This is a genomic window from Actinoplanes oblitus (assembly GCF_030252345.1).
GTDB lineage: Bacteria > Actinomycetota > Actinomycetes > Mycobacteriales > Micromonosporaceae > Actinoplanes > Actinoplanes oblitus.
The window spans coordinates 7945023-7966571 of sequence record NZ_CP126980.1 but is presented as its reverse complement, the minus strand read 5'-3'; the positions used below and the strand labels follow the sequence as shown (position 1 = coordinate 7966571).

Sequence of the window (21549 nt, the reverse complement as noted above, 5' to 3'; positions counted from 1 at the left end):
CAGGCTGGTGGCAACATCCGCCAGTCCCCGCATTTCGCGACAAAAGCGAACAATGCTCGCCTAGCCTCGGTGGCGTGGGGTTACGCCGGGCCGCCACGGCCATGCTGGTCGCGGTCCTGCTGGCGGTGACGATGCTGACCGCCGGCCGTGCCGGGGCCGCCATCTCGTCGCCCTTCCGGGCCCGCTTCGACGCGAACACCAACGGTTCGATCATCCTGCGCGGCAATGCGAACCTGACCTGCCTGCAGACCGGGCAGCCCACGTGTGCGCAGGCCCGCAACGGCACCGCCGTCGGCACGAGCGCGAACAACAACAGCTACGCGATGGCCTACACGGACGTCGACACCAACCCGCTCACCTTCAACGACAGCATGGCGACACTGGACATGCCGCCCGGCAGCACCGTGCTGTTCGCCGGCCTGTACTGGGGCGCGGATTCCTCCTCGCCACTGCGCGACCAGGTCCTGTTCAGCACCGACGGCGGCGGCTCGTACAAGTCGGTGACCGCGGCCACCCTGGTCTCCAACGGCAGCATCGCCCCGCCGCTCGCCACCATCTATCAGGGGTTCGCCGACGTCACGGCCCAGGTGGCCGGCGGCGGCAACGGGGTGTACGCGGTGGCGAACATCCAGGCGTCGATCGCGTCCGGCTCGTATGCCGGGTGGTCGTTGGTGGTCGCGTATCACAACGCCGCCGAGGACATGCGCGCGCTGCGCGTGTACGACGGCTTCGGCCAGGTCTCGGGTGGTAACACCAACATCCCGATCACCGGCTTCGAGACCCCGCACACCGGCACCGTGCACGCGAAGATCGGCGCGGTGGCGTACGAGGGGGACCGCGGCACCCCCGGCGACAGCCTGCAGGTGGACGGCCGGCCGCTGTCCGACGGGCAGAACTCGGCGACCAACTTCTTCAACAGCACGGTCAGCGACTCCGGCACGCCGGTCGGCGGGCGCAACCCCGGCTACGACAACACGCTCGGTTTCGACGTCGACCAGGTCGACGCGACCGGGATGTTCGGCAACGCCGCCACCTCGACCACGTTGACGCTGACCACCACCGGCGACCAGTACTACCCGGGGGTGATCACCTTCACCATCGACCTGTACGCGCCCAACATCACCACCACGCCCACCGTCACCGACCTGAACGGCGGCGACCTGCTGCCCGGTGACGTCCTTGAATATCGCATCGCGGTGCGCAACGAGGGCAACGACATCGCCGACGGCGTCGTGCTCAGCGACGCCGTCCCGAACTACACCTCCTACGTGCCCGGGTCGCTCACCGTGGAGGGCGCGCCGGTCACCGATGCGACCGGCGACGACGCCGGCTCCTTCGGGGCGGGCGCGGCCGGGTGGACGCTGGGCACCATCCCGGTCGCCGGCACCACCTTCGTCACCTTCCGGGTGACCGTCCAGCCCGGCGCGCCGCCCGGCTACCCGATCACGAACCTGGTGAACGTCACCTATTCCGGGCGCACCAGCGGGGTGAGCGTCGCCGCCACCGGCGCGACCAGCGCCAGCACCGTCCAGCAGCCGCACGACGACCTCGCCGCGGCGCTCGGCGTCACCCCGGCCGTCGTGCAGCGGGCCGCCACCCCGGCCGTGGTGACCTACACGGCGACGGTCACCAACACCACCGGTGACCTGGAACCGGCCGCCACCGCCACCCTCACCCTGCCCGCCGGCGTCGCACCCGGGGCGATGCCGACCGGCTGCTGGGCCAGCGGACAGGTGGTCACCTGCGCCCTCGGGCCCCTCGTCGCCGGCAGCTCGGCACATGCCACGGTGCCGGCGACCGTGACCGGGTCGGCGACGGCGAACCCGGTCGCCACCGTGCGGGCCGGGGGCACCGGCGCGGACGCGAACAGCGCCAACGACACCGCCACCGCCGCGCTCGTGGTCAACCGCCCGCCCAGCGCCGTCGCCGACGCCGCGACCACCGCGTTCGGCACGTCCGTCACGATCACCGTGAGCGCCAACGACAGTGACCCGGACGACCCGATGTCGACCCTGGTGTACTCGGTGTCCAGCCCGCCGCCGCACGGCGTCGCCGTGGCGCACAGCGACCGGAGCATCACCTACACGCCGGCCGCGGGGTGGTCGGGCACCGACACGTTCCGCTACACGGCAGACGACCCGAACGGCGGCTCGGGCACCGCCACCGTCACGGTGACCACCGCCAACGCGGCGCCGGTCGCGGCCGACGACATGGTGAACACGCCGACGAACACCCCGGTCACCGTCGACGTGCTGCAGAACGACCTGGACCCCAACGGCGACCCGCTGACCGTCGACGGGGTCACCCAGCCACCGCCCACCGACGGCACCGTGACCTTCACGGCCACCGACGTCACGTTCACTCCGGATCCGGTCTTCGCCGGTCCGACCACCTTCACCTACACGGTCAGCGACCCCAGCGGCGACACCGCGACGGCGGTCGTGTCCGTCGACGTGGAGAATGCCAAGCCCACCGCCGCCGACGACCTGTTTCCGGTCAGTTATCCGGCGGCGCAGGCCGGGGCGGTGCTGCCGGCGGCCGCCAACGACACCGACCCGAACAACGATCCGCTGACCGTCACCGCCGCCGGTCAACCGGCGCCGGGTGCCGGCACCACGTCGCTGTCCGGCGGACTGATCGCCTACACCGCGCCGCCCCGCTTCTCCGGCACCGCGACGTTCTCCTACACGGTCAGTGACGGCCGCGGCGGGACGAACACCGCCCAGGTGACGGTCGTCGTCGCGGACGCGCCGCCGGTGGCGCAGGCGTTCGTCACCACCACCGGCTACCGCACGGCGCTCACCCTGAACGTGCTCGCCGCGGCCACCGACCCGAACAACGACTCGCTGCACGTCTCCGGCGCGACCGCACCGGCGCACGGCGCGGTCACCCGCGATCCGCTCGGCAAGATCACCTACCTGCCCGACGTCGCCTTCTCGGGCACGGACTCGTTCGCGTACACCATCGACGACGGCAACGGCGGAACGGACACCGCCACCGTGACGGTGACCGTCGCCAACGGGCTCCCGCACGCCCGGGACGACGCGGTCACCGCGCCCGGCGGCCCGCCCATGGCGATCGACGTGCTGGCCAACGACGACCCCGATCCGAACGGCGACCCGCTGACCGTCGCGATCGACGGCCCGCCCGGCCACGGCGGCGTCACCGTGGGCCCCGGCGGGCGGGTGACGTACACGCCGGCGGCGCACTTCTCCGGCGTGGACACCTTCCACTACACGCTCGACGACGGCAGCCACACGCTGGTGGGCGCTACCGTGACGGCCACCGTGCTCAACGTCGCGCCGGACGCCCGGCCGGACGCGACGGCCACCGACACGAACACCCTCGTCATCGTGCCGGTGCTGGCCAACGACGACGACCCGAACGGCGACCCGATGACGCTGGCCGCGGTGGACCCGGCCGCGCACGGTACGGTCACCGCGAACGCGGACGGCACGGTCACGTACCTGCCCGCGACCGGCTTCACCGGCACCGACGCGTTCGTGTACTCGATCACGGACCCGCTCGGGCTCGCCGACTCGGCCACCGTCACGATCACCGTGCGCAACGCACCGCCGATCGCGGCCGACGACGCGTTCACCGCCCTGCCGGCTACCCCGGCCAACCTGTCGGTGCTGGCCAACGACAGCGACCCCAACACCGGGCAGGTGATCACCGTCGCCTCGGCCACCACACCGGCGCAGGGCACGCTGACGCTGGCCGGCGGACTGCTCACCTACCGGGCGAATCCCGGCGCGGCCGGCATGGACGGCTTCGACTACGTGATCACCGACGATCGGGGCGCCACCGCCACGGCGCACGTCTCCATCCACATCAACGGCGTGCCGGCCGCCGCCGACGACGCCGTGTCGGTGCCCGCCGACACCGCTGTCGACATCGCTGTCACCGCCAACGACACCGACCCCGAGTCGCAGCCCCTGCGGGTCACCGCGGCGGACACCCCGTCGCACGGCGCGACCCGGCTCAACCCGGACCAGACGGTCGAGTACCGGCCGGATCCCGGCTTCTTCGGCACCGACACCTTCGGCTACACCATCGCCGACAGCGCGGGCAACACGGCTTCCGCGAAGGTCACGGTGCGGGTCGCGAACGCGGCACCGGTCGCGCGGCCGGACACCGCCGCCCTGCTCTCCGACCGGTCGGTGCTGATCGATGTGCTCGCCGACGACAGCGACCCCAACCCGGGCCAGACGGTGACCGTCGTCTCGGCCGGTCAGCCGGCGAACGGAACGGCGGTCCTGGCCACTGGCGGCATCAAGTACACCCCGGCACCCGGCTATGTCGGGCCCGACGCGTTCCCGTACACGATCAGCGACGGCAACGGCGGCACGGCGACCGGGACCGTCACCGTCACCGTGTCGGACGGCGTGCCGGTGGCGGTGCCCGACGCCCGCCGGACACCCTACGGCCGTCCGATCGCCGTGGACGTGCTCACCAACGACCTGGATCCGGCCGGCACCCTGGCCGTCACCGCGGTCGGCGTGCCGGACCGGGGCACGGCGACGTTCACCGCGAGCATGGTGAACTACATGCCGCCGGCCGGATTCTCGGGTACGGCGACGCTCGACTACACGGCCGTCGACGACGCCGGGCACCGCACCAGCGCGGCGATCGCGGTCCTCGTCGGCGTGCCCCCGTCCGTGCCGAACAAGCAGACGACCGTGCTCGACGGCCAGTCGGTCCGGTTCGGACTGCCGGTCACCGGGCAGGACGGCAGGCCCGTCACCCTCACCGGGGTCAGCCGGCCGCAGCACGGCAGCGTGGTGGTGAATGCGGACGGCACGGTCACCTACGTGCCGGATCCCGGTTTCAGCGGCACCGACGAGTTCACCTACCAGGTGGTGGACGCCGACGGCAACGTGGCGGTGGCGATGGTGCACGTGATCGTCCCGCCACCGCCAAGCCCTTCCCTCTCGCCGTCGGTCTCCGGATCGGGACCCGCCCCGTCACCGTCGACGTCCGGGCCGGGACCTTCCCCCTCGCCGCCGGTGTTCGCCTCGTCCTCGCCGCCGGTGTTCGCCTCGTCCTCGCCGCCGCCGCGCCGGCCCGGACCCAGCCGGACCACGCCGCGCCCGACCACACCGCGCCCGACCGCGCCGAGCGGAGACACCCGGCCGCCGGCCTCGCCGGTCACCGGGCCGGAAGCGGTCACCGTGGCGCTGGCCGGCCTGTACGTCGTCGCGTCCGGCGCCGCCCTCTGCTGGCTCGCCGGCCGGCGTTCGGGGAAATCGTTCGCGAAAGCATCGAGGAAGAATCCGCCAGGGGTATGACGACCTGGCCGCATCCCCGTCAAGCCCCGCCACAGAGATCATCTGTGGCGGGCGTTCCGTCATGATTCCGGGAGCGGACGGGGAGCACCGGCCCCGATCGGATCGGGTACGCCGTCAGGTGCCGATGGCCTGCGGGAAGGTGAACACCCGGTCCGGGTCGACGCGGTTCTTGATCTCCACGAGCCGGGGGTAGTTGGCCCCGTAGTACGCGGTGCGCCAGTCCGGCAGGTCCGGGTCGATGAAATTCTGGTAGGCGCCGCCGGTGACGTACGGCGTCATCGCCTCGCGCAGGCCGGCGAGCCACCGCAGGCCCGCGCCCACCGTTGCCGGGTCGTCCCCGGCGGTCCAGGACGTGTCCATGCTGAGCAGGAACAGCCCCTCCCGGTGCACGTACGCGGTATCGGCCGGGGCGACGTCGTTGACGGCACCGCCGTACGCGAACAGGGCGAATCCGCCGCCGTCCGGATTGGTGCCGGCCGGCCAATGATCCACCGCGGACAGCAGCAGCTCGATCGCGTCGGCCGGCAGCGGATCCCGGACGAAGGACGTCTTCACCGCGAACGCCTCGGCCGACGTGTCGTGCAGCAGGTAGCTCTGCGCCTGCCAGAACGTCCGGTCGGCGATGTCCGCCCGGACCGGGCGGGCCACCGCGAGGACCGGGTCGAGCAGTTCGCGAAGGTCGCTGGCCGGGCCGAGGTGCAGTCCGACGGCGGACACCACCGGGTCGGATCCGGCGGTCGCGGCGACGCCGAGCCGGGCCGAGAACTCGCGCGGCGCGCGGCGCTGCACCTCCTGCATGACCTCGAGCACCTTCGGAGCGGCGGCGCGCTCCCACAGCAGCAGGAAGGTGGCGACGTCGGGGACCGGGGCGGCCTGGAAGGTCGTCGACACGTTGATGCCGAAGTTCCCGCCGCCACCCCCGCGGCAGGCCCAGAACAGGTCGGCGTTCTGGGTGGCGTCGCAGGTCAGCAGCTGGCCGTCGGCGGTCAGCAGGGTGGTGCTCACCATCGTGTCGGCGGTGAGCCCGAACGCGCGCGAGGTCGCGGCGGTGCCGCCACCGAGCGCGAGCCCGGTGACGCCGACCGATGCGCCGTTGCCGAGCGGGAAGGCGATCCCGTGCGGTTCCAGGGCGGCGTACACCCCTGCGGTGCGTACGCCGCCCTCGATCGTCACCCGGCCGGTGGAGGCGTCCACCGACACCTCGTCCAGCGCGCTGAGGTCGATGACGAGCCCGCTGCCGGTCGAGTAGCCGCCGTAGCTGTGGCCACCGCCGCGGGCGACGATCGGCAGGGCGGTGTCGCGGGCCCAGGCCAGTGCCAGCCGTACGTCGGCGACGTCGGCCGCGCCGACCACCGCGGCCGGTTCGACGGCCGCGTGCCGGGTGTTGAACGGTGTGCTGGACGCCCGGAAGCCGGGCTGGTCCGGGCGCAGGACCCGACCGTGGACGCCGGTCTCCAGGGCGCGCCAGGCGGCAGTGCTGACGGTGGGCACTCAACCCACCTCTTCCAAGTACGAGACGCCGGTGCCGGCGTGCGGGCCGTACCGTTCCCAGGTCTCCCGCAGCCGCAGCGGGCCGTCGCCGCTGGTGATCGGGGTGTTCAGCGAGCGCCCGCAGATCACCTCGCCGTTGTTCAGGACCATGGTGTAGCCCAGGTGCAGCGTTCCGTCGCTCTGCCGGATGCCGGTGATCGAGCCGCGGCGCACCTCACCGCCGGAGAAGTCCGCCCAGATCACGTCACCCTGCTGGTGGTAGGTGGCGACGGTGCCGCTGGCGTCGCCCGGCTTGCGGAACCGCCGCCCGTCGTAGTCGATCATGACGGCCGGCCGGCACGCTCGAGGAACGCGGCCGCCGTCGCGCCGTCCCACCAGATCGCGTAGTAGGAGAAGTCCTGGTCACTGTCGTTCTCCACGTGGTGTTCCAGCCCGGGCCGCATGGTCAGCAGGTCACCGGCCGCGATGCGGTGCCGTTCACCGGTCGCGGTCACCAGGAGGCCCCGGCCGGCCATCCCGATGAAGATCTCCCGTTCGGGGTGGGAGTGGGTGTCGGTCACGTCGCCGGGGCGCAGGACGCACCAGGCACCCTCGAACGGCGTGTCCACGCCCGGCCACGGTTGCAACAGCTTGAGATCCAGCCCGTGCTCGCGGGCGAGGTGGTCGGGTTCCTGCCGGCGAACATCCACGCCGCCGGTATCCGGTCCGGTCACGGTCCCGCTCCGTTCGCTGGTCATCGTCGCCCGGCCTCAGGTGTCTCGAGGATCCCGGCCGCGCCGGCCTCGCGCATGATCGCCTCCCGGTCGCGCCAGTGCGACCAGAACGCTCCGGTGTATCCCAGCCGGCTGAGGCTGGTCAGGAACGGGTTGTCGGCGTAGTTGTTGTCGATCTCGCTGGTGCCGCCGATCGTCGGCAGCATGACCCGGTGGTGCTCAGCGGGATCGACGAGGTCCCAGAGCCGTTCGACGGTCCGCTCCCACCGCACGGACGGGTTGGTGACGTCCTCGGCCAGGTCCGGCGAGAGGTAGCAGACGAGCCGGAAGTCGCCGTGTTCGTCGAACATGAACTGCCGCTCGTACTCGGCCGGGCCGGAACAGGCGGCCAGCGGTTTGAGCACGATCGGTGCGGTCGCCGTGTTGGACTGCAGCCCGGGCGCGGTGCGTACCCCGTCGCACTGCTGAGCGAGATCGACCCCGAGCGGAATGTACGGGAACAGCCGCAGCCCGAGGGAGAACCCGGTGACGGTGGCGTCCAGGGCCATGAACGCCTCGACGCACTCGCGCATCGTCTCCATCGTCTCGCCGGGCATCCCGAACAGCGCCTCGACCATGGTCTGCAGGCCGTTCTCGTGGCACAGGCGGACCAGCCGCTCGGTGTCGGCGAACGTGTAGTACGTACTGCCGCCGCCGGTGACCTTCCAGTCCCGCAGCAGGTCGGCGCGGATATGGTCGGAGCCGACGTTCACGCCGCGGCAACCGGCCTCGGCGAGCAGCCCGGCGAACTCCTCGTCGAAGGGTGAGGGCTGGCAGTACACCCACAACCGCAGGTCGTTGAGCGGGTTGCCCGAGTCGGCCCGCTTACGCCGTACGATCTCGCGGAGCACGCTCTTGGCATGGGCGATCGACAGGTTGAACTCGCTGTCGGTGGTGTGCAGGTCGAGCACGCCCTGCTCGGTGAGCGACTGCATCTCGTCGACGACGGCGGCGATGTCCCGCCGGCCGAACCGGTTGCCCTTGGCGTTGGGCTCGACGCAGTGCGCACACCGGTAGGTGCAGCCGTTCTTGGTGAGGATGCTGCCGAGGCCGCCCTTGTGGTAATGCTGCAGGTTGTCCACCTTGTACGGCTGGCCGGACCGGCGCCGGTAGGCCCCGGACCGGTCGACCTGCCACACCCGGTCCTCGCCGTCGGCCGTCGGCGACACCGGCGCCGACAGGCCGTGCGGCAGGCGCAGCGCCGGCGGCGGCACCCGGGTGACGCCCTCGGGTGTGTTGCGGATCAGGCCGGGCACGGTGGCCGGATCGCGGCCGGTGGCGACGGCGTCGGCCAGGTCGACCAGGATCTGTTCGCCCGGGCCCTTGACCCCGAAGTCGACGCCGAAGTATTCGACGAGGGCGAACGGCATCGTCGAGAAGCCGATGCCGCCGCAGACCAGGGGCGCGTCGGACAGCCGCATCACCTCGGTGATGATCTCCTTGTGCTCACCGACGAAAGGGCGCTGTTCGAGCGCGTACACCGTGTCGGTGTTCCGCACCGACACCCCGACCAGCAGGGGAGTGCGCTCCGCGAAGTACTCCGCCAGGAACGACTTCCACTCGTCGCGGCGGAACGTCAGGTCGAGGACGTCGACGTCGAATCCCGCCTGTTCCAGTGCGGTGGTCAGCACGTCGAGCCCGTACGGCGCGATCGGCGGGAACACCTTGTTGGGGTTGACCAGGGTGATCAGTCCGCTGCTCATCGACCCCTCCTCAGACGATGCCGAGGCAGATGCCGAACTCGGGTTTCGAGTCGAGCAGGTACGCCCCGGCGGACTGGAGGATGCGATCGTGTGCGATCAGGTGCTGACACAGGGTGGTGGTGTCGCGCAGCCACCGGTCCATCGGTGAGCTGCGGTTGATCGACCAGGCCTGGAGCAGGTCGTACAGGCGGTCGACGATGCGCCGGGAGGTGCGGAACGCGTGCACCCACGAGAGGGGGCAGGCGGCTCGTTCCCACCGGGTCAGGTCGTCGAGGGTGCCGCCGGCCGACAGGACTTCCCATTGCCGGGTCATGGCCGCGTAGATGCCGGCGCGGGCGGCGTTGTACTCGGCCTCGCATTCGGCGAGGGTGACCTGGACGCGGAAGGTGTCGGCCCAGGCCGTCCCGGTCATCCGGTCGAACCGTTTGAGTGCGGTCTCGCGGGCGTGGTCCAGCGCGGCCCGGGCCACCCCGAGGGGAACCCCGCACATGGTCCGGGTGAACGAGTCGGGCTGGGCGAGGGGGCCGGGTGTGCCCTTGACGGTGTCGAAGGTGAGGGTGTGTTCCTCGGGGACGTAGACGTCGGTCATGGTGTAGTCACTGCTGCCGCTGCCGCACAGTCCGGTGGTCTCCCAGTTGTCGAGGACGTCGACGTCGGACCGGGGCACCAGGAACTGTCGTGATTCGTGCGGGTTGCTGCCGTCGGGGCTGGCGTACGGCTGTCCGTCCTGGAAGACGAAGGCGCCGGACATCACCCAGTCGCTGTGGTTCACCCCGCTGCCGAACGACCACCGGCCGGAGAGCCGGTACCCGCCCGGTACCCGTTCGGCCCGGCCGGACGGCTGGAGCAGGCCGGCCACCACCATGTCGATGCTGGAGAACATTCCGCGGGCCACGCCCTGGTCCAGGAAGCGGCTGTAGATGCCACCGTTGGCCCCGATCACCGCGCACCAGGCGGCGGAGGCGTCGCCGTACGCGAGAGCCTCGACGACTTGGGTCTGTTCCATGGAGGTGAGCCCGGGTCCGCCGCGCTCCTCGCCGAAACACATCCGGAAGACGCCGGTGCCGCGCAGCAGCTCCACGACGTCGGCGGGCAGTGTGCGGGCTCGTTCTATCTCGGCGGCCCGCTCGCGCAGTACCGGGGCCAGGGCTTTCGCGCGGTCGAGGATTTCGGCTGCCGTCTGGGGTGGTGAGGTGACCGGCACCTGCGTCGTGGTCATGGCTGTACTCCTAAGTCGGGTTTTCAGCTGACGATGCCGAGGCAGATGCGGAATCTCGGTGGCCGGCCCAGCAGATAGGCGCCGGCGGACTCGAGGATCGCGTCCTGGGCACTGAGGTTCTGGCACATGGTGGTGGTGTCGCGCAGCCACCGGTCCATCGGTGAGCTGCGGTTGATCGACCAGGCCTGGAGCAGGTCGTACAGGCGGCTGACCACCCGGCGGGAGGTGCGGAAGGCGTGCAGCCAGGCGATCGGTGACGCCGCCCGCTCGTCGGGCGTGAGGTCGTCGAGGGTGCCGCCGGCCGACAGGACTTCCCATTGCCGGGTCATGGCCGCGTAGACGCCGGCGCGGGCGGCGTTGTACTCGGCCTCGCATTCGGCGAGGGTGACCTGGACGCGGAAGGTGTCGGCCCAGGCCGTCCCGGTCATCCGGTCGAACCGTTTGAGTGCGGTCTCGCGGGCGTGGTCCAGCGCGGCCCGGGCCACCCCGAGAGGAACCCCGCACAGGCTGCGCATGAACGACTCGGGCTGGGCGAGGGGGCCGGGCGTGCCTTTGACGGTGTCGAAGGTGAGGGTGTGTTCCTCGGGGACGTAGACGTCGGTCATGGTGTAGTCGCTGCTGCCGCTGCCGCACAGTCCGGTGGTGTCCCAGTTGTCGAGGACGTCGACGTCGGACCGGGGCACCAGGAACTGTCGTGATTCGTGCGGGTTGCTGCCGTCGGGGCTGGCGTACGGCTGTCCGTCCTGGAAGACGAAGGCGCCGGACATCACCCAGTCGCTGTGGTTCACCCCGCTGCCGAACGACCACCGGCCGGAGAGCCGGTACCCGCCCGGTACCCGCTCCGCGTGACCGGCGGGGGCCAGGACACCCGCGGTGATGGTGTCCAGCGTCGGATACATCTTCTCGGCGACCGCCCGGTCCAGGAAATTGCTGAGCAGGCCGGTGTTGGCGCCGATGATGCCGCACCAGGCGGTGGAGGCGTCGCCGTACGCCAGGGCCTCGGCCACCCGGGTCTGCTGCATCGAGGTGAGCCCGGGGCCACCCCAGTCCGCGCCGAAACACATCCGGAAGACGCCGGTGCCGCGCAGCAGCTCCACGACGTCGGCGGGCAGTGTGCGGGCCTGTTCGATCTCGGCGGCCCGTTCCCGCAGCAGCGGGGCGAGGGCCTGGGCCCGGCCGAGGACATCGTCCGCGGAGAGCGTGGTCGAGGTCATGTGTTCAGAGCTCCTCAGAGTCGACGTCGAGCAGACCGGCCGGCATGGCGAACGGGGTCTGCCCGTCCGGCGGCCCGACCGGGTCGCCGGTGAGCTGGACCAGGGCCGCCGCCGCGGCGAGCCGGTCGAGGCAGGTAGCGGTGTCGTCGGCCTCGCACACCACGAACGAGTGCCGCGCCAGGTAACCGCCGGGCGGCAGGCGCAGCAGGGCGCCGGGTTCGGCCATCGGTGCCGCCGTGACCAGCCCGGGCGCCGCGGCCGGGACGGTGACCGACCGCAGCACGCAGTCCTGCTCGGGGTAGCCGAACCGGATGCCGGCCACCACCCGGCGGGTCGGCGTCAGGTGCGGCCGCTGCCCGGTCGCCACGTCGAACAGCACCTCACCCGGTTCGATGCCGGTGGCGGTCCGGCCCAGGAACGGGATCAGGTCGCCGCCGAGCCGGCCGTTGACCTCGATGATCAGCGGCCCTTGGGCGGTCAGGCGCAGCTCGGTGTGGGTGATGCCGTCCTCGACGCCGAGCGCCCGGTGTGCGAGGGCGAGCACCCGCATCAGGTCGCGGTCGGCCAGCAGCGGGTCGGCCGCGTCGACCAGGTGGCCGGTCTCCTCGAAGTACGGTTCCTCGCCGCTCTGCTTGCGAGCCACGAACATCGGCAGGTACTCGCCCTTGTGCACGGCGCCGTCGACGCTGATCTCGGGACCGCGGGCGTACTGCTCGACGATCACACAGGCCCGGTACGGGCCGGGATCCACCTCGCTCGCCGACAGCGCGACCCGGAAACCGTCGTCCAGTTCGGACTCGTCGGCGGCCAGCACCACGCCGATGCTGGCGCCCATCGCGCGGGGCTTGAGCACCACCGGGTACCCGATCCGCGCGGCGGTCGCGCGGGCCTCCTCGACGGTGTGGGTGAGCCCGAAGGCCGGCTGGTGCAGTCCGGCCGCGGTCAGCTCGGCGCGGGTCCGTTGCTTGTCGCGGCAGCCCTGTACCCCGGCCTCGGACAGTCCGGGCACCCCGAGCTCGGCGGCGATCAGGCCGGCGTCGAGCACGAGCGGCTCGTCCCAGCACATCAGCGCCACGATCCGGCGGCGGGCGGCGATCCGGTCGACGGCGTCGCGCATCGTCCGGGTGTCGAACACGTCGGCGACCACGATCTCGTCGAAGTACTCGCTCTGCCAGGTCGGCCGCAGGTTGTTGACCAGCACCATGTCCAGGCCGGCCTCCTCGGCGCGGCGCCGGATCGGCCGGACCAGGTACTCGCGGTACACCTTCAGGCCGCTGCCGATGACCAGCAAGGTGCCCCGGTCCGTCGCCGGGCGGGTGTCGACGCGGACGAGATCGGCAGCGGTCCGCGCCCGCCGCAGCGCCTCCCCGCCGTCGGCACCGGTGGCCATGACGATGCCGGCCCGGTCCCAGGAGCTGCGCAGGGCGGGGACCCGGTCCCCGGGCCCGGCGGTGACCTGGACCAGGAACACCCCGTCGACGGCGCGGGCGTCCTCGACCCCGCTGACCTGCTCGACCAGACCGGGCGCGGCGGTCACGAAGTGCACCGCGGCACCGCCGGCCGCCCGCCGCGGCAGGCCGGCCGTGACGTCGGCCCCGCTCATCAAGGCGTAGTAGCTGCGCAGCAGGTCCATCCGGTACGCGGCCGCGATGAGGTCGACGATCCCGTCGCCGGGCAGCCGGCCGGCGCACTCCACCAGGTACGGCGTGCCGTCCGTGAGGATCCATTCGCAGTGCACGATCCCGGTGCCGAAACCGGTGGCCGCGACGACGCCGGTGGTGTGCGAGCCGAGCAGTGCGGCGACCTCCGGGGGGAGGTCCGCCGGGACGACGTGGGCCAGCTCCACCGGCCGCGGCCCCGGGCACAGCTGCTTGCCCGTCACGTTGGTGAACAGTGGTACGCCGTCGCGGACGAGCATCTCGACGCTGTACTCGTCGCCGGCGACGTACTCCTCGACCAGCATGCGGACGTCCATCGGCCGGTCGGGCACGAAGATGCCCTCGTCCTGCCGGCCGCAGCGCTCCCAGACCGCCGCGACGTCACCCGGATCGTGGATCACCTCGGTGCCCACCGAGGCCTGGCGGTTGGCCGGCTTGAGCACCACCGGCCCGGTCCGCCCGGCCAGGAACGCCGTCACGTCGTCCGGGCCGGTGACCTCGGCACTGGCCGGGTTGACGATCCCCGCCGCCCGGGTCACCTCGCGCAGCGTGAGCTTGTCCCGCATGATCTCGGCGGCCCGCAGGCCCGCGCCGGGGAGGCCGTAGCGTTCGCTGAGGCGGGCGGCGAACGTGGTGGCGTATTCGATGGCCGGGATGACCGCCACCGGGTCCAGGCCGGGATGGGCGTCGAAGAACTCGTCGGCCGCTCCCGGCCGGAGGTACTCCCAGGCGATCAGGTCGTTGACGAACGGGACGCCGTCGAGGTGCGCGCGGACGGCGCGCTTGCGGATGACGTCGGGTTCCTCGACGTAGATGACCGAACCGGCCGCCTGGAAGCGGGCGACGGCGGCCAGGGTGACGCCGACGTAGCCGACGACCAGCACCGGCCGGCCGGCCTCGGGCGGGAAGCTCATGAGGACTCTCCTGCGGTCTCGGTCGCGAGGGCTGGGGCCGGTTCGGCGGTGCCGCGCAGCGCGAGGACGGCGAGGACCCCGGCGACGCCGTTGATCAGGGCGCACAGCAGCCAGAACGGGCTGCCGAGCGCGTGCCAGGTGAGGACGCCGAACAGCGGCCCGATCGTGGTGGCGAGCCCGGCGACCGATTGCATGGTGGCGATGTACCGGGCCTTGACCACGGGGTGGAACGTGGCGGGATGGGCGAACATGTTCGGGCCGGCGATCATCAGGCCGCCCACCGACAGCACGACGCCGATGACGAAGATCCCGCCCCACCAGGCGGCCAGGACGAGCACCGCCAGCCCGATCGAGTCGATCAGGTGCCCGAGGCCCACGGCCACGGTTTTCGGCAGCCGGGTGACGTACGTGGTGATCTTCAGCTGGGCGAGGATGACGACCAGCGACGATACGGTCAGGACCGCGCTGTACAGGGCGGCCGGGTAGTGCTCGGCCACGATCGCCAGGGGCAGGGCGCTGGTCGACTGGGTGTAGGCGATCGTGCCGAGGAAGACCGCGGCCAGGTAGCACAGGAACCTGCTGTCGCGTACCAGCAGGGCGTAGACCTCGCGGCCGGTGGCTTTCGGTGCCGCGCCGGTCTCCGGCTCGCTGTCCGGGGTCAGACCGATGGCGCGGGGGAGCACGAAGAAGGCGAACGCCGCGTACAGCAGCGCGGTGGCGCCGTCGAACCAGTAGAGCAGGTCCCAGTCGACGAGGATGAGCCCGGCGGCGATGAGCGGTGCGAGGGCGGCTCCGAGGTTCAGCGCGGTCCGCATCATCGAGAACGCCATCACCTGGTGTTCTTCCGGCATGAGGTCGCTGATCATCACCGCGGCGGCGGGGCGGTAGGCCTGGGTGGCCAGGCCGGCGAGCGCTACCACGACCATCAGCGCGGGCAGGACGCCGGTGTGGGTGATCCACGGGATCAGCCACACCGTCGGGCCGGCGACGGCCATCGCGGTGACGATGGTCAGCCGCGCGCCGACGCGGTGGGTGAGTTCGCCGCCGAGCATCGTGCCGAAGATGGCGCCGACGCTGTAAGCGGCCAGGCACAGGGCGGCCGCGCCCGCCGACTGGCCGCGGAACGCCAGGTACAGGACCAGGAAGGTCTGGACGAACGCACCGAGCTGGTTGATGAACACACCGGCGAGGAGATGCCGGACCGGGGTGGGGGTGATTCGCAGGGTGGCGATGACTCCCAGTTGTGGGTTGCCGCTCACGGGTGCGCTCCTGTCTGACTCGTGGTCACGGGGCTTTTCACAGGGCCTCGGTCAGGGCCCGGACGATGCGGTCGGCGACCAGCGGCGCCGTGGTGAAACCGCTGCCGCCGCACGCGGCGCGCGACCACACGGTCGGGCCGGCCCGGGCGAGCAGCGCCCCGCCGCCGGCCGCCGCCGCGGCGTAGTGGCAGTCCTTCACGCCGACGACGGTGTACCGGCCGGCGTCGCGCACGATCCGGGCGGCGAGCACCCGCTGCGCCCACCGAGGCGCCGGGTCGTCCGGCCGGACGGTGCTCACCTCACGGCACACCGCGTCCGTGCTGAGCTTGAGCAGGGTCCCGGCACCGGACGGCAACAGCCAGGCCCGCCGGTCCGGGCCGAGCCCACCGGCCGCCGGGGCACCGTTCCACCAGTCCATCAGGTCGTCCGGCGGGCGCAGGTACACCATCGTCTGCCGGTACAGCACCACCGGGCTGTCGACCAGGTCGCGGGTCCAGGCGCCGGCCGCCACCAGGATCAGATCGGCGCCGAGGACCCGCCCGGAGGCGAGCCGGACCTGGCCCGCCTGAGTGTCGACAGAGGAGACCGCCTGGCCCGGACACAGCTGTACGGTGTCCTGCCCGGCGAGCCAGCGGGCCGCGGCGCGCAACACCCGGGCGGCGAGCAGCACCCCGGCGCCGTGTTCCCGCAGACCCACCGAGCCGGCCGGAAAGACCATGTGCGGCAGTTCGCCCGGGTCGACGACGTCGACCGCGGCGCCGGCCGCTGTCGCCTCGGCGGCCAGCGCGTCCACCTGGTCGCGCGGCCGGCAGGTGACCACACCGACCCGGCGGAACAACGTGCCGCCGAGCAAACCCTCCAGTTCCCGCCAGCGACGGCGGGCCGTGAGCAGCTGCCCGGTCGCCCGCGGATCGCCGGCGACGAACGCCCGGAACGCGCGGTGCTGGTCGTACGAGGCGGCCCCGGGATCCGGGGTGCCGCCCCGGTCCAGCACCGTCACCCGGTACCCGGCGCGGGCACAGGCGACAGCGGTCAGCAGACCGGTCACCCCGGCACCGACGACGAGCACCCGGCGAGTCCCGGCCACGATGGTCACGCCGCCGACAGGGTGAGCAGCGGCATCGGCCGGGGAGTGATCCGGGTGGCCCGTGGCCGGTCCGGAATGGTGGTGTCCGGCAACGCCTGCTCCGCCAGATCGACGAGGATCGGCGCGGCGCACCGCAGGAACATCTCGACCTCGTGGCAGAAGTCGCCGGCGTCGTCGGCGCCGGTCTCCCACCGGTCCAGCCGGGACAGCTGCTCGGTCAGGGTGAACGCGGCCGCGCTGACGCTGAACCGGCGCGGCGCGAGGTCCCCGCCGAACCGCCGCATCATCAGCAGCGCCCGGTCCCGAGAGGCCTGCGACACCGGAAGTGGTCCGCGCCCGGCCAGGGCGTTGACCCTCTCGGCGACCCGGTTCCACGGCTCGACCAGCCGTTGCCCGGTCACCCGGTCCATGGCGGAGCGGGTGAAGTTGGTGCGCTGGAACTCCGGCCCGGTCGAGGCCAGGTAGAAGCGGATGAGGTCGCGGGGAACCTCGGCGGCCAGCTCCCGGCCGGTCACCAGATGTCCGCGGCTGGTGGAGAACTTGTCGCTGTCCAGCTCGTAGAACTCGTTGGTGACGAACTGCTCGGGCAGGACGTATCCGCCGAGCGCCAACAGCATCGCGGTGCCCACCACCACGAACGCGTAGGTGGCGTCCGAGCCGAAGAAGTAGATCACCCGGCCGTCGGCGTCGGCGTCCCACAGCTCGTCCTCGCCGGTCGGTACCTCACCCCGCGCCTCCGCCGCCAGCGCGGTGCACCGCATGCTCCAGGCGATCGTCTCGGCATCGGAGTAGATGACCTGCCCGGCGACCTCCGGGAACGGCGCCGGGATGCCCCAGGAGATCGGCAGCGTCACCGGATAGTCCGGTAACGGCCGGGACAGCATCTCCTCCATCATCCGGGCCAGTCGCGGCCGCATCGTGGACCCGTGCTTCTCGACGTACGCGGTCAGCCCCGCCCGGTACTCCTCGACCGGGAGCACCAGCACGGTCGCCTCGCGCAGCTCCACCACGTCGCCGGGGTCGAGCGTGGACCGCGGCTCGATCAGGTCGCCCGAGGCCACCCAGGTACCGCAGCTTTCGCACAGACCCGCGCAGCCGTCGGCGAGGCACACCGGGCAGCTGCCGCGGACGTACGCGTCGGTGAGGTACTCGCCGGTGCGGGCCACGTACGGGAAGCGGACCCGCCGCAGCCGGAGTTTGCCCAGGCTGTGCAGGCGCTCGAAGAAGGTGATGACCGTCTTGACGTACCGGTCGTCGAACGTGACGAACCCGTCGGCCTGGACCCGCAGCGTGGCGAGGCTTTCGCGGACCAGCCCGACGGCGCGCTCGCGCAGCTCCTCCGGTACCTCGTTCAGCCGCCGGGCCGTGGTGACGATGTAGTTCTGCGTCGAGTGGATCCCGGTGCCGAACAGCACGTCCTGGCCGACGGCCCGGGCGTACCGGGCGCAGATGTCGGCGGCCAGGAACGGCCCGGCGAGATGGCCCAGATGCAGATCGCCGTTGGCGGTCGGGCCGGGCGCGACGATCATCAGCCGCTCGGTCATCAGGAGACCGGCTGCTCGGCGCGGCGCGCCAGCAGATCGTCGAGGATGTCCTGCGAGCGGTGGGCCAGCACGCTGATCAGCGAATCGGCGATGCCGTGGGTCTGCTCGTTGAAGCCCTGCAGATACAGCGCACCCCAGGCCGAGTCGCCGATGTCGACCCGGTAGGACCGGCTGACCGTGACGCTGTCCAGGCCGATCCGGCCGGCCAGGTCCCGCATCATCCGGGGCATCCGCTGGTCGTACCCGGTGCCCAGCAGGACCACGTCGCAGCGCAACGGCTCGGTCTTGCCGCTGGTCCGGTCGCGCAGGTCCAGCACCACGTCGCCGCCGTCCATGGTGGCCCCGACGACCTCGCACATCGGGCGGATCGACGAGCGGTGCGGTCCGACGAACTTCTGCTGGTACTGCATCGTGTACAGCTCGTCGAGGAACGGCGGGGCGAGCCCGGCGTAGTTGGTCAGGCGCATCTCGTCGAGGATCTGGGCCCGGGTCTCCGGTGCGCTGGAGTAGAACTCGTCGACGAACGACGGGAAGAACAGTTCGTTGACGAATTTGCTGGTCTGATAGTTCTGCAGCCCCACCGAGCGGATCACCCAGGTCAGCTGGCTCATCGGCAGGTTCTGGTGCATGGCGTAGAACATCTCGGCCGAGCTCTGGGCTCCGCCGATGACCACCGCCCGGACCGGCCGGTCGTCGGGGATCTGGCCGATCCGGCTCTGGAACTTGGTGCTGTGGATGACCCGGTCGGCCGGGAGCGCGCCGAAGACCTCCGGGATGTGCGGATCCCGTCCGCCCCCGATGACCAGGTCACGGCAGCGGATCGTGTCGCCGTCGGTCAGGGTGACCTGCCAGCCGGCGATCGATCCGTCGGCGGCGACGGTCGCCTCGATCGCCGACGCCCGCGCGTTGTAGCGGATGCGTACCCGCTCCAGGTTGGAGGCGGCCCACTGCAGATAGTCCGACAGCTCCCACCGGAACGGGTGGAAGGTGCCCATGTTGACGAACTCGTTCAGGCGGCCGCTCTCGTGCAGGAAGTTGAGGAACGAGAACCGGCTGCGCGGGTTGCGCAACGTCACCAGGTCCTTGAGGAACGACACCTGGCTGCGCGCCCACGGCATCAGGAGATTGCGCTGCCATTTGATGTCCGGGCTCTGCTCCAGCAGCATCGTGCTGCCGGCCAGATCCGCCGGGCCGGAGTCCTCAAGCGCCACTGCGAGAGCCAGATTGGCCGGCCCCGCGCCGATCGCCAGAATGCCGACCTCATGGTCTGTCATGCATCTCACCTCGACTTATCGCTCGTGCCCGCGATCGGCCCGTTCCGGTGAGGAACCGCTCTCGACCGCCGCACCCCGATCGTCTGGGGTGCCCCTGGAACACCCGCCGGAAGGACCGCTGGAAGCGACCGGGAACTCGGGCTGGAACGGGCCGCGGGCACACGACGGCCCCCGACTCGTCCAGGTGGACGAAGCGGGGGCCGGCAGAGGAGATGGGGCCGTCAGGTCAGCGTGGCGGGCCGGCCGGCAGCGCCAGGGACAAGGCCAGCGACTCGTCCAGGAACATCAGGCCACGCTGCTGGAACTCGTCGAACGCCTCGCGGATCTCGTCCGGGGACAGGCGCCCGCCCAGCCGTTCGTGGGCCGCGGCCGCGCCGATCGGCCGGTCGCTGCACAGCGTGTACAGATCGGCGATCGGTCCCTCGAACGTGTAGGTGCCCTCGCTACCCGGACGCCGGCCGTCGTAGATCTGGACCAGTCCCGGCGACGACCAGAAAGTCAGCGTCGGCCGGCCGCCGTCGTTCCAGGCCGACACCCAGTCGGCCACCCCTTGGCGTACGCCGTCGTAGGCGTGGTCGGGCAGCGCGCCGGGCAGGTCGTACTCGAAGAAGTAGGCGGTCCGGCGCAGGTCGACCTCGGCGGGGTAGACATAGGCGTACGCCTGTTCCGGGGTCTTCGTCGGCGACGCGGTGAACAGCGGGCTGAACCGCTCGATCCACAGCCGCCCGGCGCTGGACGGCGGCGCGAGGTGCACCAGATGCGGCAGCACCGCCGCCTGGTCGCGGTAATCCTGTTCGGTCTCGCCCGGAAAACCCCAGAGGATGTTCCAGCCGCACCCGACGCCGTAGTACGCGGCCCAGCGCAGCAGGTTGACGTTCTGCGCGGCGCGGACCCCCTTGTTCATCAGCCGCAGCACGTTCGAGCTCAGCGATTCGATGCCCGGCTGGATCCCGGTCACCCCGCCCTGGGCCAACGCGCGGACCTGACCGCGGTTCAGGTTCGCCTTGACCTCGTAGAAGATGTCCAGGGTGATGCCGGCCCGCGCCAGCACCGGGAACAGGTCCGTCAGATAGGCCATGTCGACGATGTTGTCCACGCCGTGGAACCGGAAGCTGCGGTACCGGCGGGCCTGGGCGAGCAGTTCGTCGGCCACCCGCTGCGGGGACTTCGACCGGAACTGCATGCTGGAGCCGTTGAGCCCGCAGAAGGTGCAGTGGTGCTTCTCACCCCACCAGCAGCCGCGAGCGGTCTCGAAGGGAATCGGTACGGGGCTCGGGCCGGTCCGGGGCAGCACGCCGAGCCGGCCGGCCCGCTCGAAATACTCGGTGTAGTCCGGCAGCGGGTGGTCGTCCAGGTGACGGAGCGGCGGGGCCGGCGGCGTGATCACCACGTCGCCGCCGTCCCGGTACACCACACCCGGGACGGTGCCCGGGCTGGCCCCGGCGACCAGGCAGTCCAGCAGCCGGGGGAGGGCGGTGTCGGCCTCCCCGACCACTGCCATGTCGACGCAGTCCACCGCCCGGACCCATTCCGGGCCCATCTCGCCGTCGAAGTTCGCGCCGCCGAAGATGGTGACCAGGCCGGGGTAGCGCTGCTTGAGCCGGCGCGCCAGGGCGAACGACGCGGAGTTCTGCTGGAACGTGGTGGTGAACCCGACCGCCCGGACGCCGTGGAAGACCGGGTCGGCGGCGAGCGCGTCCAGGTAGGCCGGCGTGTCCTCGTGCCGGACCCGCAGCAGCCGATCGCGCCACTCCGACTCGCCGGCGTCACCCAGCACCGCCAGCTCGGTGGCGTAGTCGTCCAGCAGCCGGGCGTCCGGGTCCGGGGCGGCGGACCCGAACGCCTCCAGCGAGAACAGCCAGTCCGCGACCATCCGGGCCTGGCGCCCGGCCAGGAGGTGGTAGTAGTCGGCTCCCAGCCGGGCGGCGAAGTCGAGGTTCGCGTGCAGGGTCCGCGCCGGATAGCCGTGCTGCCGCAGGATGGCCGCGAGCAGGCCGATCTGGATGGAGGGCCAGCCGGTCTCCAGGAACGGCATCGCCACCAGCACCACCGGCCAGTCCGCCCGTTGCCCGGCACCGAGGTGGGGGAGACCCGCGGGGACGGCCGGGGCGTCCCCGCTGACCAGCGGCAGTTCGGTGACCAC

General features: G+C 71.7%; 13 protein-coding genes. 1 reads left to right on the top strand and 12 read right to left on the bottom strand.

The window, feature by feature from the left end; translation table 11 throughout:
* The first annotated feature begins 74 nt into the window (after positions 1-74).
* Complete coding sequence (locus Actob_RS35350) at positions 75-5291, top strand: Ig-like domain-containing protein (protein WP_284916276.1); 5217 nt, start codon at positions 75-77, stop codon at positions 5289-5291.
* A gap of 114 nt (positions 5292-5405) precedes the next feature.
* Here the strand turns inward: Actob_RS35350 and Actob_RS35345 are convergent, their stop codons facing one another.
* From Actob_RS35345 to Actob_RS35290, 12 genes are all read right to left on the bottom strand, one after another.
* On the bottom strand, positions 5406-6782 hold the full coding sequence (locus Actob_RS35345) for an FAD-binding oxidoreductase (RefSeq protein ID WP_284916275.1): 1377 nt from the start codon (positions 6780-6782) through the stop codon (positions 5406-5408).
* Positions 6783-7106 (bottom strand): hypothetical protein, encoded by a 324-nt coding sequence (locus tag Actob_RS35340; RefSeq protein WP_284916273.1) that lies wholly within the window; start codon positions 7104-7106, stop codon positions 6783-6785. It lies immediately after the preceding gene.
* Positions 7103-7495: a cupin domain-containing protein gene (locus tag Actob_RS35335; protein ID WP_284916271.1), complete on the bottom strand. Its 393-nt coding sequence runs from the start codon at positions 7493-7495 to the stop codon at positions 7103-7105. The genes Actob_RS35340 and Actob_RS35335 overlap by 4 nt, the downstream gene beginning before the upstream one ends.
* Positions 7496-7515: 20 nt before the next feature.
* Entirely contained in the window at positions 7516-9237 is a 1722-nt protein-coding gene (gene tsrT / locus Actob_RS35330; protein WP_284916270.1) for a tryptophan 2-C-methyltransferase, read from the bottom strand.
* A gap of 10 nt (positions 9238-9247) precedes the next feature.
* On the bottom strand, positions 9248-10456 hold the full coding sequence (locus tag Actob_RS35325) for an acyl-CoA dehydrogenase family protein (RefSeq protein WP_284916269.1): 1209 nt from the start codon (positions 10454-10456) through the stop codon (positions 9248-9250).
* Between the two features lie 23 nt (positions 10457-10479).
* Positions 10480-11670: an acyl-CoA dehydrogenase family protein gene (locus tag Actob_RS35320; RefSeq protein WP_284916268.1), complete on the bottom strand. Its 1191-nt coding sequence runs from the start codon at positions 11668-11670 to the stop codon at positions 10480-10482.
* Positions 11671-11674: 4 nt separating this feature from the next.
* The gene (locus Actob_RS35315; RefSeq protein ID WP_284916266.1) at positions 11675-14242 is read right to left on the bottom strand and encodes an ATP-grasp domain-containing protein; all 2568 of its coding nucleotides are present in this window, start codon (positions 14240-14242) and stop codon (positions 11675-11677) included.
* Complete coding sequence (locus Actob_RS35310) at positions 14239-15501, bottom strand: MFS transporter (protein ID WP_284916265.1); 1263 nt, start codon at positions 15499-15501, stop codon at positions 14239-14241. The genes Actob_RS35315 and Actob_RS35310 overlap by 4 nt, the downstream gene beginning before the upstream one ends.
* 37 nt (positions 15502-15538) lie before the next feature.
* Entirely contained in the window at positions 15539-16597 is a 1059-nt protein-coding gene (locus Actob_RS35305; RefSeq protein ID WP_284916264.1) for an NAD(P)/FAD-dependent oxidoreductase, read from the bottom strand.
* Positions 16594-18132, bottom strand: a complete 1539-nt coding sequence (locus tag Actob_RS35300) for a class I tRNA ligase family protein (protein WP_284916263.1) — start codon at positions 18130-18132, stop codon at positions 16594-16596. The genes Actob_RS35305 and Actob_RS35300 overlap by 4 nt, the downstream gene beginning before the upstream one ends.
* On the bottom strand, positions 18132-19406 hold the full coding sequence (locus Actob_RS35295) for a lysine N(6)-hydroxylase/L-ornithine N(5)-oxygenase family protein (protein WP_284916261.1): 1275 nt from the start codon (positions 19404-19406) through the stop codon (positions 18132-18134). The genes Actob_RS35300 and Actob_RS35295 overlap by 1 nt, the downstream gene beginning before the upstream one ends.
* Before the next feature lie 226 nt (positions 19407-19632).
* Positions 19633-21549, bottom strand: coding sequence for a RiPP maturation radical SAM C-methyltransferase (locus tag Actob_RS35290; protein WP_284916260.1), 1917 nt, complete (start codon positions 21547-21549; stop codon positions 19633-19635).

Excerpts from the sequence above, each read along its gene's own strand:
- Actob_RS35340 (WP_284916273.1), bottom strand. The coding sequence starts at position 7,106 with ATGATCGACTACGACGGGCGGCGGTTCCGCAAGCCGGGCGACGCCAGC.
- tsrT (WP_284916270.1), bottom strand. The coding sequence starts at position 9,237 with ATGAGCAGCGGACTGATCACCCTGGTCAACCCCAACAAGGTGTTCCCG.
- Actob_RS35325 (WP_284916269.1), bottom strand. The coding sequence starts at position 10,456 with ATGACCACGACGCAGGTGCCGGTCACCTCACCACCCCAGACGGCAGCC.
- Actob_RS35320 (WP_284916268.1), bottom strand. The coding sequence starts at position 11,670 with ATGACCTCGACCACGCTCTCCGCGGACGATGTCCTCGGCCGGGCCCAG.
- Actob_RS35315 (WP_284916266.1), bottom strand. The coding sequence starts at position 14,242 with ATGAGCTTCCCGCCCGAGGCCGGCCGGCCGGTGCTGGTCGTCGGCTAC.
- Actob_RS35300 (WP_284916263.1), bottom strand. The coding sequence starts at position 18,132 with ATGACCGAGCGGCTGATGATCGTCGCGCCCGGCCCGACCGCCAACGGC.
- Actob_RS35295 (WP_284916261.1), bottom strand. The coding sequence starts at position 19,406 with ATGACAGACCATGAGGTCGGCATTCTGGCGATCGGCGCGGGGCCGGCC.